Below are 14467 nucleotides of genomic sequence, written 5' to 3'. Positions count from 1 at the left end.
GCCCCTGCCACCGCCGTCCCCCGAGGAGTGCTGATGCCCGCTGTCACCCGACGTTCCGTCCTCCTGGGAGCCGCCGCGGCGGCGGGGTTGTCGGCGGTCGGGGTGGCGACCGGGATCGCCGCTCCCCGCCGGGTGCCGGTGACGCGCGAGGAACACCGGGTCGTGGTGGTCGGGTCCGGCTTCGGCGGGGGCGTGACCGCGCTGCGGCTGGCCCAGGCCGGGGTGCCGGTGCTGGTGCTCGAACGCGGCCTGCGCTGGCCGACCGGCCCCGACGCCGAGACGTTCCCGCACCCGACCTCGCCGGACAAGCGGATCTTCTGGCTCGGCTCCGCGCCGACGATCCCGGGCATCCCGAACGTGCCGTTCGAGCGGTACACCGGCCTGCTGGAGCGGGTCCCGGGCAACGGCATGGACATCATGTGCGCCTCGGGCGTGGGCGGCGGCTCCCTGGTCTACCAGGGCATGACGCTGCAACCCGAGGCCGACGTGTTCAACGCGACCTTCCCGCAGGAACTCGACTACGCCCGGATGGACAGCGTGTACTACCCGCGCGTCGCCGCCATGCTGCGGCCGCGGGTCGCACCGGACGACGTGGTCAACAGCAAGACCTACGCCGCGGCCCGGATCTTCGCGCGCAACGCCGAGCGCGCGGGCTACGCCGTGGAGAAGATCCCGATGCCGATCGACTGGGACTTCGCGCGGCGCGAGCTCAACGGCGAGATGAAGCCCTCCTACACCAACGGCGACTGCGCCCTCGGGGTCAACAACGGCGGCAAGCACTCGGTCGACGTCACCTACGTCGCCGCCGCCGAGGCCACCGGGCGCTGCACCGTGGCCACCCAGCACAACGTCACCGACGTGGTGCTGGCACCGGACGGCCGCTGGCAGGTGCACACCGACCGGATCGGCACCGGCGGCGAGGTCCTGGAGAAGAAGATCATCACCACCCGGGCGCTGGTGATGGCCGCCGGGACCGCCAACACCACCCGGCTGCTGATGCGCGCCGCGGCCAAGGGCGACATCCCGGACATGCCCGACGACCTGGGCACCAACTGGGGCTCCAACGGCGACCGGATCTACACCTGGACGAACTTCGCCGACGACTTCGGCGCCCCGCAGGGCGGGCCGGTCATCTACGGGAGCAAGGAGTGGGACGACCCGGCCACGGCCAACACCGTCATCCAGGCCTCCCTGCCCCCGACGCCGAACCTGCGCACCACCATGCTCGTCGGCTACGGCGTCAGCCAGGGCCGGGGCCGCTTCGTCTACGACTCCGCGAAGGACGACGCGGTCCTGCAGTGGCCCAAGGACGCCGACAAGGCGCTCAGCGAGCGCATCCACACCCGCATCTCCCGCATCGCGGGCACCTTCGGCGTCCTGCTGGACACGACCGCGGTCGCCCCCTCCACCTGGCACCCGCTGGGCGGCGCCTCGATGGGGTCGGTGTGCGACCTGGCGGGGCGGGTGCTCGGCCAGCGCGGCCTCTACGTGCTCGACGGCGCCCTGATGCCGGGGACCGCCGCCGCGTGCAACCCGTCCATGACCATCGCGGCGGTGGCCGAACGGGCACTCGACGAGCTGATCAGCGAGGACGTGGACACCGTCTTCTGAGGCGGGGTCTGCTGAGAGCAGGCGCCCACCCGCCCGGGAAGGGGGAGCCTACTTCTCCTTCTTCCCCTTGGCGGGCTTCTTCGCCGCCTGCTCCGCGGGCCCCCCACCGCTGTTGGCGGAGGAGTTCTTCCCCGGCCCGCTGTTGTCCGCCGCGACGTCGGCGGGCTTGCCCGCCCCACCGGGGGCGACGGGGGCGACCTGCTCGACCGGGTGGTCCGCCACCTGGCGGGGCTGTTCGTCCCGGCCGGTGATGACGTTGCTCGCCACCCCCACGGCCGGTGGGACCACGACCACGGTGGACGAACTCCCCGGGGGTTCCGGCGGGGAGGAGACCGACTCCGGGGGCGTGCTGCCCGCGGTCAGGACCAACGTGGTGCCGACCGCGCTGAGCAGGGCCACACCCGCCGTGACCAGGTACTTCCGCGGCACCTGCCGCCGGGGCGCGGGTACCGGCAGGACAGCGGTCTCCGCCGGGGCGGCGCTCTCCACCGGGATGGCGGGGACCGGCTCCTCGCCGGGACCGCGCAGCACCGCCGCGCACTCGGCGGCGGTGGGCCTGCGGCGGGAGGTCAGGGCGGTCATCAGCGACAGCAGCCGCACCAGGTCGGCGGGCAGGTCGTCGGGGATCTCCGGGGACCGGTACAGGCGGGCCACCGCCGCCTCGACCTCGGTGCCCACGTACTCGCGGCGCCCGGTCAGGCACTCCAGCAGCACCAGGCCAAGGGCATAGACGTCGGCGGCCGAGCCCACCTCGGAGCCGCGGACCTGCTCCGGGGCCAGGAAGGCCGCGGTGCCGACCATCTGGTCGCTGTGGGTCAACCGGGTGCCCCCGGTGAGCAGGGCCAGGCCGAAGTCGGTCAGGTGCGGCTCGCCCGCGGTGTCGACGAGGATGTTCGAGGGCTTGACGTCGCGGTGGACGATGCCGTGCTCGTGCACGTGGGCGAGCACGTCGGCCAGCACCGCGCCGATCCGGCGGACCTCGGCGACGGACAGCGGCCCCCGCTTGACCAGCTCCCGCAGGGTGCACCCCTCGACCAGGCTGAGCACGACGAACGGGGTGCCGCCCTCGGTGCCCGCGTCGTAGGCGGCGACCAGGTTCGGGTGCGACAGGCCCGCCAGCGTCCGGATCTCGTTGGCGAAGCGGCGGGGGTCGCTGATCTCGGCGGTGCCGGTGAGGACCTTGACCGCCACCGGCCGGTCGAGCCTGGTGTCGAGGGCCCGGTACACCTCGGCCGTCGAGCCCACGCCCAGCGGCTCCAGCAGTCGGTAACGCCCGGCCACCAACAGGTCAGCACGATCGGCGGACGAGGTCACGGCCTGTCCCCTTCCTGGCTCGTAAAGTGTCCCAATACCCCACCAGCCCAACGCGCAAACCTGCCCGTCGTGACGAAATTCCGCTCTCACCTTGGCACGGGCCACCAACTCCGCACCAGTTGGGCGGGCTCGGCGAGGCCTGGGAACGACGCAGGGCGGTTGGTGGTGCGGCTGCGAGCCGCACCACCAACCGCCCTACGTCGCCCGGGACCGCTGTCAGGCCGCGGCGATGAGCTGGTACCAGGGGTCGGACTGGAGCTGGGCGAGCACCGAGGCGGGGAGCACCGACTCCACCGAGTCGCGGGCGGTGACCACCGCCTGCCGCGGGCTGGCACCGCCGAGGAGCTGCTGGATCTGCCACGGCGTGCCCACCGGGATCGGCAGCGGCGCGCCGTAGCCGATCCTCGGGGCCTGCGGGTGCAGGGTGAGGCCCGCGCCGGTGTCCACGGCCGGGTTCAGGACGTAGGCGTGGTCGCCCGCGGCGTAGCCGTAGAGCCCGTTGGCGAACGCCAGCAGGTTGGTGATCATGTTCGTGGAGTTGCAGATGCCGTCGTTCTCGTTGCACACGTCGCGCACCGGGATGTCGCCGAAGTCCCGGCCGCCGCGCATGGTGACCCCGGGCAGGAAGGTCGGCAGGTTGGTCTCGATGCCGCCCGCGACCCCGCCGCGACCGCCGTCGCCGAAGGACCGCCGCGGGTTGCCGTACAGGGTGCCGGACAGCTTGTCGTGCGGGATGACGGTGCTGTTGGCGTACATCTCCAGCACCTCACCCGCGACGACCGCGCCCTCGGAGTACCCGGCCAGCCGAAGCTGGGTGTCCGGGCACGCGGCGTGGTACCGCCGGACCGCGGCGTCGAGCTCGGCGGCGCCGTTGGCCACCGACTCGTCCAGGGCCTGCGCGTCGACCACGGGGAACACGCCCGCGTAGTAGGGCACCTCCACGATCTCGTAGCCCGCGGGCGGGTTCTGGTTGAACGCCGACGCCCGCCACGAGCTGAGCGTCTCGCCCGAGTTGTAGCCGTCGGTCTCGAAGACGGCCACGGTCGCGCACGCGGCGGCCCGCACGTCGGCGGACGCCTGCGGTACGGCGACCAGCGCGACGGCCGACAGCACGGCGAACGAGGCCGCCCCCAGCTTTCGCTTCATCGTCACTCCCTGAACTCCGACCACCGGCAGCGCGGGATCGGAAGAATCGACTGTGGACGAGCCCGGGGCGACATCTCCCCTCCCCGGACCACATCGCAGAACCCTGCCACACCGGAATCGGATTCGGTCCCCAATGGCATGTTCATGCAGCTCAACCCCGTGATCAGCACTTATTCCGACCACCGGGCACCCCATTCGGACACCATTGTCACCATTGCGCCGAGAATCGAGGGACGTGGTCGATCCGGACACCGCGGCGGAGGTTGCGCGTTTCCGCGCCACCGGTGCCATGTGCACCCCGCCCCGGGCGGGCGAACTCGACGGTTGGGCACGGCGCTGTGGGGTATGCAGCCAAGATGAACTCGTCACCGCCCGCGCAGGCGCCCACCGGGGAGCCCGCGCCGTCCGACCCAGTCCCGCTGTGAACCCGCGTCGGGAGGTGGCACGGGGTCGCGCGCCCGTCGGCGCGGTGGACCCGGCGCAGGCGGCCGGTGACGCCACCGGTGCGCACCGCCTAGTGCTGGCCGTTCCGGCGATCAGCACCGAACTCGCCGTGATCCGGCGGACGCTGGGGGCCTGGCTGGGCGCGCAGGTCGTCCCGGCCGGGCTGGTGACCGACGTCCTGCTGGTCGTCGACGAGGCGGTGGCCAACAGCGTCGAGCACGGCTACCGGGACCTGCCCCCGGGCAGCGTCACCGTCACCGCCCACCTCGCCGCCCCGACCGCCGCACTGGTCATCACCGTCTCCGACCACGGGCGGTGGCGCGAACCCACCCCCGAGGCCACCCTGCACCGGGGGCGCGGGGTCGGCATCATGCGCGCGCTGGCCGCCACCGTGGACATCCGCGTCGGCGCGGGCACCACCGTGGCCATGCGGTTCGCCATCCGCACGGAGTGACACCCGGCCGCCGCCCGTTCGGGCGGCGGCCGATTCCGCGTGGTGTCAGTGCTTCATGCCGTGTTCGATGGCCTCGATGATGCGGGGCCGCAGTTCGGCGGCGCTGATGATGGCGTCCACCGAGCCGACCTCGACCGCGCGCTGGATGCTGTGCACCCGGTCGAACTCCGCCGCCACCTCACCCAGCTTCTCCGCCCGCACCGCTGACCGCACCTCGGCGAGTTCGAGGGTGAGCGCCGCCCGCTCCGCGCCGCCCGCGGCGGTGACCCTGGCCTGCAGGTCGGTCACCCTCGGGTCGGTGGCGGTGCGGTTGTTCACCTCGCCGGAGAACACCACGGCCGCGGCCGGGGCGCCGCCGAGGACCGAGGCGAAGGAGCCCTCCAGCGCCAGGACGGTCATGTTCGGGTTGAGCGCCTTGGAGAACACCACGAACGCGCCGCCGTGGTAGCGGGAGATGACGCAGAAGACGATCGGGCCGTCGAAGTTGACGATGGCCCGGCCGATCTCGGCGCCGTACTCCAGTTGCAGCTTGCGCATCGACTCCGGGGAACCGTCGAACCCGGACAGGTTCGCCAGCACCACCAGCGGCCGGTTGCCGGACGCCGCGTTGATCGCCCGCGCGGTCTTCTTCGACGACCTGGGGAACAGCGTGCCCGCGGTGTAGGTGTCCGGGCCGTCGGTGGGCGGGAAGCCGCGGCGCGGGATCGAGCGGGACTCGATGCCGACCAGGCAGACCGGCCAGCCGCCGATGTGCACGTCCTGCACCGCGGAGGTGCCCGCGTCGGCCATGCCCGCCCAGCGTTCCAGCACCGGGTGGTCCTGGTCGGACAGGGCGCGCATCACCGTGCGGATGTCGAACGGCTTCTTGCGGTCGGGGTTGTGCGCCGCGGAGAAGATCTCGCCGACGGTGGTGAAGTCGCTGCCGACGACCGCGTGCGGGAACGAGGACACGTCGCGGGTGACCGGGTCGCTGGTCTCCGCCCGGCGCGGCGCCGCCTCACCGGGGACCACGTAGGTGTGGTCGTAGTGCGCCATCAGCACCTCGCGGGCGGCGGGCAGGTTCGGCGCCCAGTACTGCGCCTGGCCGTTGGGGCCCATCACCCGGTCGTAGCCGCCGATGCCGAAGTTGTCCTCGGCCGACACGCCACCGGAGAAGTCCAGCGACTGCTTGCCGGTGAGCACCATGGCCGAGTCCGGCGTCATGACCAGCACGCCCTTGGTGTGCATGAGCATCGTCGCCTCGGCGTTCCAGTACGGCTGGGCGCCGACGGCGATGCCCGCGACCACGATGTTGATCTCACCGCCGCCCTGGGTGAAGGTGACGATCCGCTTGAGCGCCGCCGCGATCCAGTCCATGTTCTCGGTGCCCGACGACATGGAGATGCGCGCGCCCGCCGACAGCGCGAACCACTCCAGCGGCACCCGCATCCGCTCGGCCAGGTCGAGCGCGGCGATCACCCGCGAGCACTCCGGCTCCGACAGCGCGCCCAGCGCCCTGGTCGGGTCGCCGAGCAGCACCACCCGGGTCACGCCCTCGGGGTGGCGCGCGGTCGGGGTGGTCACCACGCCCGCCACGATCGCCGCGGTGTTCTTCCCCGCGGGCCGGTCGACCGGCACCAGGGCACCGCTGTCGTCGAGGTCGTGCTCGGTGAAGCCGCCGTCGGGCCCGGAGAGCAGGCCGGTCAGCTCGTAGGGGTAGGTGTTGCCGCGCTGGGCCGCGCGCAGCACCTTCAACCGGTAGTCGTCCAGCGGCCGCACCAGCTCGTCGGTGGTGTCGCCGACGTGCAGCCGGTAGCCGCCGGAGGCGTTGAGGGTGATCCGCGCGGCGATCTCGGCGGAGCGGCCCGCCTCGGTGCGGGTGCGGACGACGAACTGCACCTCCTCCAGCCCGGCGCCCACCGTGGTCGGCAGGATGCGCTGGACCACCGTGTCGATCTCCTCGGCGGTCAGCCGGGTCTGCGGCCAGATGTAGATCATGATCCGGTTGGTGTCGTACCGCTTGTTCTGCGCGCGGCGGGCCCGCGCGGTGCGGATCGCGTCGAGGCAGCCGGTGAACACGTCCTCCACCGCGGGCAGCGACACCAGCCTGCCGTCGGTCTCGCGCAGCGGCGCCATGTCGCGGACCTGGCCGAGGGCGAACAGCCGCTCGTCGGCCGGGTTGCTGCGGGCCACGCCCTGGTAGAGGTAGATCTCCTCGTCGGAGGAGGGCAGCCGGGTCAGGTCGAACTCGCTGAGCCGCTGCAACTGCAGGCGGCGGGCGATCTGCGGGTGCAGGCCGCGGATCAGCCGGTCCTCGGTGAAGCCGCCCGCGCCGTCGGGCCGGAAGCTGAAGTGGTGGTGCATCACCGCGCCGCTGGCCCCGGCGACGGTGGTGGTGATCCGGCGGACGCCCTCGGTGAGGTGTTCGACGAGCAGCTCGCGCAGCCGCACCGCCATGCCCTCCTCGTCGGGCTGCGACTCCCAGGTCAGGTAGAGGTCGGCGACCACCCCGCCACCGCCCGCCCGCGCCCCGAAGGCGCGCAGCGCGGCCAGGGCCTCGGCCGCGCCGGTGATGTCCACGGCGGTGGTGACCAGGCGGGTCACCCCGCTCTCCCGGGTGTGCGCGGCGCTGAGCAGCTTGCAGCCGCCCTCCTCGTGCACGGTGACCTCGGAGAGGTTGCGGTTGCCGTAGTAGCGGCGGGTCAGCACCTCCAGCAGCGGGGCGTGGTCGTGGCCGGGGCGGCCGATGCGCTGACCGAGGATGCGGACCAGCGGCTGCGGGCCAGCCACCATCTTCTGGATGCGCTCGGCGCGGTCCGGGGCGTCGGGGTTGCGGTCGAGGTGGCGAAGCTGGTCGCGCACCGCGGCGTAGACCGTCGCCCGGTTGCGGCGCAGCAGCGGCTGGGCGAACCAGCGGAACACCACGCCGCGAGCCAGGTCCGACACCGCCGGGGACCGCACCTGGGTGGCTTCGACGACGTGCTCCAGGGCGAGGCCCGCGCGCTCGCTCAGCGACTCCAGCGGCGGCGACCCGGCCAGCCACTGGCGCAGCAGCTCCGAGACGACGGTGACGTCGGTGGTCATCCGCTGCAACGCCAGGAAGATGCGGAAGACCGCCTCCTCCAGCTCGGGCGTGCGGTCGAGGTCGACGACGCCGTAGTGCTCCAGCACCCGCTTGAGCTTGGCCTGGAAGCCCTCGGTCAGGCCCGCCCGCTCCACGTCGAGGCTCTGCAGGTAGGTGTGGAAGTGCTCGCGCGGGCTGTGCACCGGGTTGCCCGGTTCGAGTTCGACCTCGCCGCCGTGCTTGTTGCGGCTCAGCTCGGACAGGTCGGCGAACACGGTCAGCAGGTCGACCTCGCCCGGCAGCGGCCTGCCGCCGAGCTCGGCCCGCGCGGCCAGGTAGCCCGACAGCACGCGCTCGCGGTCGTGCGGGTCCACGTCGAAGCCCAGCAGCAGGCCGCGCAGGTCGTGCAGGCCCCGCTCGGCCCGCTCCGCCGCGGACAGCGCCGCGGGCTCGGCGGGCAGGTCGATCTCGACGACCTCGCCCGCGGCCTCCGCCTCGGCACCCTCGTCGGCGAGGGGTTCCAGGCGCATCAGCGGGGCGCCGGTCTCCACCTGGCTGCCCACCGACACCGGGCACTCGCGGACCCTGGCGCGGAACGGCGCGCGCAGCACCGTCTCCATCTTCATGCTCTCCAGCACCAGGATCGGCGCCCCGGAGTCGACCTCGTCGCCGACGGCCAGCGGCGTGGCCACGACCAGCGCGGGCGCGGGCGAGCGGACGACACCGCCCTCGTCGCGGCTGATCCGGTGGGTGACGCCGTCGACCTCGACCAGGTGGATCGGGCCGTGCGTGGCCGAGACCACCCGGAAGCGGTGGCCGTTGACCACGATCTGGCCGCTGTGCGCGTCGAACCGCCGCACCTCGACGTCCGCGGGGTGCGCGTCCCCGCCGCCGGACACCCCGACGCGGAAGCGCTGCTGACCGGCCCGGGACACGCTGACCCGGTAGGCGGCCCCGCGCAGCTTGAGGTCCAGCGGTCGGCCGCTCTCGTGCTGCACCTGCGGGCGCCCGCCGAACGCGGTGGACAGCAGCCGCCTGCGGCTGACCTCCTCCTCGTCCTGGTAGGCCTCGATCGCGGCGACGGCCAAGGCGATCGCGGAGTGCCGGTGGTTGACCAGGCGGCCCTCGGCGCGCACCCGGTCGATCCAGCCGGTGTCGGCGCTGGCGTCGATCACCTCGGGCTGGTCGAGCAGGTCGAGCACGAAGCTCTTGTTGGTGGCGCCGCCCTCGATGATCACCGTGGTCTCGGCCATCGCGCGGCGCAGCCTGCCCAGCGCCTGCTCGCGGTCGGTGCCGTAGGCGATGATCTTGGCGATCATCGAGTCGAAGTCGGCCGGGATGGTGTCGCGCTCGCTGACCCCGGTGTCGACGCGGATGCCGGGGCCCGCGGGCAGCACCAGGCGCGCGATGCGGCCGGGGGCGGGGGCGAAGTCGCGGTCGGGGTCCTCGGCGTTGAGCCGGGCCTCCACGGCGTGCCCGGACTCGACCGGCTGCGGGCCCTCCAGCCTGCCGCCCGCCGCCACGTGCAGTTGCAGGCGGACCAGATCGGTGCCGGTGGTGATCTCGGTGATCGGGTGCTCGACCTGGAGCCGGGTGTTGACCTCCAGGAAGGCGAACAACTTGTCGCCGGGGTGGTACAGGAACTCCACGGTGCAGGCGCCGCGGTAGCCCACGGCCACGGCCAGCCGCTCGGCCGACGCCTTCAGCTCGGCGGTCTGCTCCGGGGACAGCACCGGGGAGGCGGACTCCTCGATGACCTTCTGGTTGCGCCGCTGCACCGAGCAGTCGCGCACGCCCAGCGCCCACGCGGTGCCCTGCCCGTCCGCGATGACCTGCACCTCGACGTGCCGGGCGCCGGTGACCAGGCGCTCCAGGAACACGACACCGGAGCCGAAGGCGCGCAGCGCCTCCTGGCTGGTGCGCTCGTAGGCCTCGGCCAGGTCCTCCCCCGAGGCGACCATGCGGATGCCGCGCCCGCCGCCGCCCGCGGTGGCCTTGAGCATCAGCGGGTAACCGATCTCCTCGCCCGCGCGCAGCGCGTCCTCGAGGGTGGCGACCTCACCGCGGCTCCACGGCGCCACCGGGACACCGACCTCCTCGGCGATCAGCTTGGCGCCGATCTTGTCGCCGAGCTTGCGCATGGCCTCCGGGCTCGGGCCGACGAAGGTGACCCCGATCCGCTCGCACAGCTCCGCGAACGCCGGGTCCTCCGCGACGAACCCCCAGCCCACCCAGGCGGCGTCGGCGCCGGTGTCCACCAGCGCCCGCTCCAGCACGGCGAGGTCCAGGTAGGGCCGGGCCGAGGCGGGACCCAGCGGGTGGGCGACGTCGGCCTCCCGCACGAACGTGGCCCCCCGGTCCGCGTCGGTGTAGAGGGCGACCGTCTCGATCCGCGTCCCGGTTTCGGCCGAAAGGTCCCGGACCGCGTGGATGAGCCGCATCGCGGCCTCTCCACGGTTGACAATGGCGACACGACTGAACACCGGCTGAGCCTCCCAAGTACCCACACGCAGAAGGTGACGTCCGGGTCTCGGATCGTCGCCTGCACCTGGGTCCATACCCTGTCCGATTACCGGCCGGTACACCAATGTCCGCATCGCGCAGGACGAGGCCGCTGAGTTGTGGGAACCCTACAACAAGAGGCCCCTACATACCCCATATCGCTTGCGTTTCGCACCAGGTCTGACACAAACCTGCTAGAACCGCACGGTGCCGTCGACCGGCGGGGGCAGGGGTGTGTTCAGCGGCCCGTCAGCGGGCGATCAGGCGGTGGCCGGGTCGGGCTATGGTCGGGTGAGCGCACGGTCGAACGGATGGAGCAGGCGATGGGCACGGCCGGGAACGACGAGGAGAACGTGGTGGACGCCGAGGTGGTGGAGGAGAAGTCCCCCGCCCCGGCCTTGGTCGAGCCGGTGCTGCCGCCGTCGGACTACTCCGCGGACGGGGTGCCCAGCTTCGACTACGTCCGCGACCGGATCGAGAACCGCGTGCACACCGCCACCGGCTCGGTCGACCTCGCGGGCCTGGGCGGCACCGGCCCGGACGTGGAGTCCCTGGACAAGAAGCTGGCCGAGCGGGACGAGGCGGGCCGGGCCAAGCTGGCCGAGATCCGCCGCTCGATGGGCCTCGACTGACCACCCGGGGCACCCGCCGAGGTGTTCCCGCCCGGATTCTGCCCCGACCGGGGCAACCACCCGACGACCGCACCGCGTGGGTTACCGGTGAGAGCACCGCACGAGGCGGTGCTCCCGGAGACCTGGAGCACGTGTGCGAGTTCGAATGATGATCGTCGGCGGGGTCCTGGCGACCGGCGCGGCGGTGGCGGGCGTCCCCATCCTGGCGTCGGCCGTGACCGGACCGGCCCAGCCCCAGCCCGGGGTGGAGACCTCCCCGCCCGCGGTGTCCCCCCAGCCGTCGCCGGGCCTGTCCCCCCAGCCCAGCCCGGCCCCGCGGCCCACCCCGGGCGGGCCGGAACTCTCGCCCCTGCCCTCCCCGCACCCCGCGCCCGGGCAGCCCAGCGTGACCCCCCGGCCCGTGCCCGAGCAGCCGGACGTGACCCCGCGGCCCGCTCCCGGTGCGCCGGTCGTGAGCCCCCTGCCCGCCCGCCCGGCGCCCGCACCGGCCGTCACCCCGTCCCCCGCGCCGGGACGGCCCGCCCCCAGCCCCGCCCCGATGACCACCGCGGGCTGACCTCGACTGCTGCCAGGATCGGTGCGCTCGCCCGGGAGTGCGCACCGACCGGCCGGAAGGCGTTGCACTGTGCGGTTCTCCGCCGCGGGGGCGTCGACGGACACCTCCGCCTTCACCGCGTGCTTCAACCGGCACGTGGACTCGGTCCGCGTGACCGCCTACCTGCTCTGCCGGGACCGGCACCGCGCCGAGGACCTCACGCAGGCCGCGTTCCTCAAGCTCTACCTGGCCTGGTCGCGCCTGGACGAGCACGAACACCTGGACTCGTACCTGCGCAAGGTCGTGGTGCGCGAGTTCCTCACCGACCGCCGCCGGGCCTGGTGGCGCCGGGAGTCCGGTGTGGACGAACCACCCGAGTCGCCGGTGGTGGAGCCGGACCGAGAGGACCGGGTGGTGCTCTGGGACCTGATCTCCGCGCTGCCGCCGCGGCAGCGCGCGGTGCTGGTGCTGCGCTTCTGGCAGGACCTCGACGTCAACGACACGGCGGCCGCGCTCGGCTGCGCGCCGGGTACGGTCAAGAGCCAGACCTCGAAGGCGCTGGCCGCGCTGCGCGCCCGGCTCTCCGAAGGCAGGGAAAGCTATGCACGCTGACGACATCCGCGCCGCCCTGGACCAGGCGGAGCAGGACTACCGACCCACCGGGGCCGCCGACCCGACCGCCATCATCGAGCGCGGCCGCCGCATCCAGCGCCGCCGCCGGACAGCGGCCATCACCGCCTCGGCCTTCACCGTCGTCGGTGTCCTGGCCGCCAGCTTCGCCCTGATGCGCCCCGAACCCGTGCCGCCCGCGGTGCCGGGGCCCGCGCCGAGCGTGGAACCGGTGACCACCGTGGAGAACAGCCCGGTGCCCCGGACCCCGCAGATGTCACCGATCCCGGGGACGACCCCGGCGCCCGGTCCGAGCGGGAGCCCGTGCTGCTCGATCACGGTCGTCCCCTGAGGATCGCCTCCCACCCAGCCGACCGCCAGGACCGCCCGTTGCCGGGTTGCCCAGCACGACCACCCGGTCGAACGAGGTCGCCGGGCACTGCACGCGGTGGGCGATGAGCCCGCACAACTCCGTGACCGCCCCGCAGTGCGATCGAGGCGTCCGGCGGTGTGCGGGACCGTGCGGGCCGCAGCGCTCGTGGGCTGTGGAGGTCAGGTGGGCGGGGTGGTGGCCGCCAGCCAAGCACGGCGCGCCAGTGCCCGGTTGACCTCGCGGAGGTGCAGACCCCCGCGCAGCCAGGCCAGCGGGAAGGCGTCCCCGGTGTCCCGGACGACCCGGCCGAAGGCGTCGCGTTCCCGGTCGCGGGCGGTGGCGGCGATGTCGGCCAACAGGGAAGCGGTGGTGGTGAGGCCGTTGCCGGTGAGCGCGGCGATCTCGCGGGCCGCGGTGGAGGTGGCGGCAACGGCCCGACCGCCGAGGGCGATCCGGTGCAGGAGCAGTTCGAGCGGGCGCAACGGGGCAGGCGTGCGGTGGGTCACCATGCGACGGGTCGACTCGGGATCGGCAGGACTGCGGTGGGCCTGCTCAGGATTGGCAGGACTGCTGTGGGACAGCTCGAAGTCGGTCGGCGTGCGATGGGTCTGCCCGGGCTCGGTCGATGTGCGGCGTGCGTGCTCGGGATCGGTCGATGCGCAGGGGGCGGCCTCGGAGCCGGTCGACGTGTGGTGGGTCGACTCGGGGTGGGTGGGGAGGTCGCGGGGTTCGGTGGGCACCACGTGGGAGCGTTGGAGGTGGTCGAGGCCCAGGTCGACGCGGCCGTGGTGGTCAGCGGGGAGCGACAGGTGCTCCGGGTCGCCGGACACGGCGATGGCCAGGGCGGTGGCGGGGCGGTCGGGCAGGAGCCGGGCGACGACGCGGAGCCGCAGCCCCGCCGCGCCCGCGAGGACGCGGAGGTTGTCCAGCGACCGCCCACCGTCGGCGACGAGGTCGATGTGCGCGTCACCGGTGCTGACGCGGAGGGCGCCCGCCGCCGCGCCGAGCACGGTGGCGTCGAGGAACAGCAGGTCGGCGCCTGCGGGCCGGTGCGCGTCCGGGCGGGTGTCGGCGGCGAAGGCGCGGGTCACCTGATCGGCCAGGGGCTGCGCCCACAGGTCAGCCAGCGGCGGCGCGTCCCAGGCGGCACCGGCAGCGGCGACGGCGCGGACCGCCTTGCCCGCCCCGAGGCGGCGGTCGGCCGAGGCGGTCCCCCCGGAGAGCAGCAGCCCGGCCCGCCCCAACCCGCGGTGGGTGAGACCGGACTCCCCAACGGCCACCGGACCGTTCGCGGCGGCGGGCACCCGTTCAGCACCACCGGGGGTGATCGCCGGGATGGTCCACAGGGTGCCCCCCTGGTCCACGAGGTGGGTGACGACACCGCCGTAACCGGTGGCCGCCACAACCGCCTCGGTGCAGAGGCCGTACAGGCGCAGAGAACCGATCGGCCGGTACTCGCGCCGGGCCGTACCCCGCAGCTCAGCCGGGTCACCGTGCCCGGTGCGCAGGTCGTGGCACACCAGCATGAGGTCAACGAGGTCGGCGGCGAGCACTTCCCGGTCGAACGCGGAGTCCCCGGCCCGCCCAGCCGCAAGGGAGGCAGCGATCCGCAGCCCCCCGGCAGCAGCCCGGTGCAACCCGGCAACACGAGCGGTGTGCGCGGCCCGCAACACCTCAGCCCGCACCACGGCGCCACTCCCGGTCGCCCCGGACCGCAACACGGTGGCGCAGGCCGCCCACAACGCACCCGCCGCCGCCCGCTCAGCAGCCCGGACCGGAGCCACGACTTCAGCCCCGCCCCCAC

General features: G+C 73.6%; 10 protein-coding genes. 6 read left to right on the top strand and 4 right to left on the bottom strand.

The genetic code is table 11. From position 1 onward, the window contains the following. Nucleotides 1-33: 33 nt before the first annotated feature. Nucleotides 34-1611, top strand: coding sequence for a GMC oxidoreductase (locus UO65_RS31800; protein ID WP_035290344.1), 1578 nt, complete (start codon nucleotides 34-36; stop codon nucleotides 1609-1611). Nucleotides 1612-1659: 48 nt separating this feature from the next. Here the strand turns inward: UO65_RS31800 and UO65_RS31795 are convergent, their stop codons facing one another. Together UO65_RS31795 and UO65_RS31790 are read right to left on the bottom strand one after the other, a co-directional pair. Beyond that, nucleotides 1660-2925, bottom strand: coding sequence for a serine/threonine-protein kinase (locus UO65_RS31795; protein WP_052022084.1), 1266 nt, complete (start codon nucleotides 2923-2925; stop codon nucleotides 1660-1662). Nucleotides 2926-3141: 216 nt separating this feature from the next. After that, a complete protein-coding gene (locus UO65_RS31790) occupies nucleotides 3142-4071 on the bottom strand; it encodes a cutinase family protein (RefSeq protein WP_200873518.1) in 930 nt (309 codons plus the stop codon). 439 nt (nucleotides 4072-4510) lie between these two features. Between UO65_RS31790 and UO65_RS35275 the strand changes: the two genes are divergently transcribed. Further along, nucleotides 4511-4969: an ATP-binding protein gene (locus tag UO65_RS35275; protein ID WP_161784548.1), complete on the top strand. Its 459-nt coding sequence runs from the start codon at nucleotides 4511-4513 to the stop codon at nucleotides 4967-4969. 45 nt (nucleotides 4970-5014) lie between these two features. Here the strand turns inward: UO65_RS35275 and UO65_RS31780 are convergent, their stop codons facing one another. Then, entirely contained in the window at nucleotides 5015-10495 is a 5481-nt protein-coding gene (locus UO65_RS31780; protein WP_035290341.1) for an ATP-binding protein, read from the bottom strand. Nucleotides 10496-10825: 330 nt separating this feature from the next. On the opposite strand from UO65_RS31780, the gene UO65_RS31775 reads away from it, so the two are divergent. The 4 genes from UO65_RS31775 (at nucleotide 10826) to UO65_RS31760 (ending at nucleotide 12642) form a co-directional block, all read left to right on the top strand. Next, nucleotides 10826-11146: a hypothetical protein gene (locus UO65_RS31775; protein ID WP_233427925.1), complete on the top strand. Its 321-nt coding sequence runs from the start codon at nucleotides 10826-10828 to the stop codon at nucleotides 11144-11146. 133 nt (nucleotides 11147-11279) lie between these two features. Continuing rightward, nucleotides 11280-11702 (top strand): hypothetical protein, encoded by a 423-nt coding sequence (locus tag UO65_RS31770; protein ID WP_152552378.1) that lies wholly within the window; start codon nucleotides 11280-11282, stop codon nucleotides 11700-11702. A gap of 69 nt (nucleotides 11703-11771) precedes the next feature. After that, nucleotides 11772-12293, top strand: coding sequence for an RNA polymerase sigma factor (locus UO65_RS31765; protein WP_035290339.1), 522 nt, complete (start codon nucleotides 11772-11774; stop codon nucleotides 12291-12293). Further along, the gene (locus UO65_RS31760) at nucleotides 12283-12642 is read left to right on the top strand and encodes a hypothetical protein (protein WP_035290337.1); all 360 of its coding nucleotides are present in this window, start codon (nucleotides 12283-12285) and stop codon (nucleotides 12640-12642) included. The genes UO65_RS31765 and UO65_RS31760 overlap by 11 nt, the downstream gene beginning before the upstream one ends. A gap of 200 nt (nucleotides 12643-12842) precedes the next feature. Here UO65_RS31760 and UO65_RS35270 read toward each other — a convergent pair. After that, nucleotides 12843-14467, bottom strand: a 1625-nt coding sequence (locus tag UO65_RS35270; RefSeq protein WP_233427924.1) for a hypothetical protein, incomplete at its 5' end; no start/stop codon positions are given.

The sequence above is a fragment of the Actinokineospora spheciospongiae genome, assembly GCF_000564855.1.
Lineage (GTDB): Bacteria > Actinomycetota > Actinomycetes > Mycobacteriales > Pseudonocardiaceae > Actinokineospora > Actinokineospora spheciospongiae.
The sequence above is the reverse complement of the archived record's forward strand: the minus strand, read 5'-3'. Positions and strand labels throughout refer to the sequence as shown.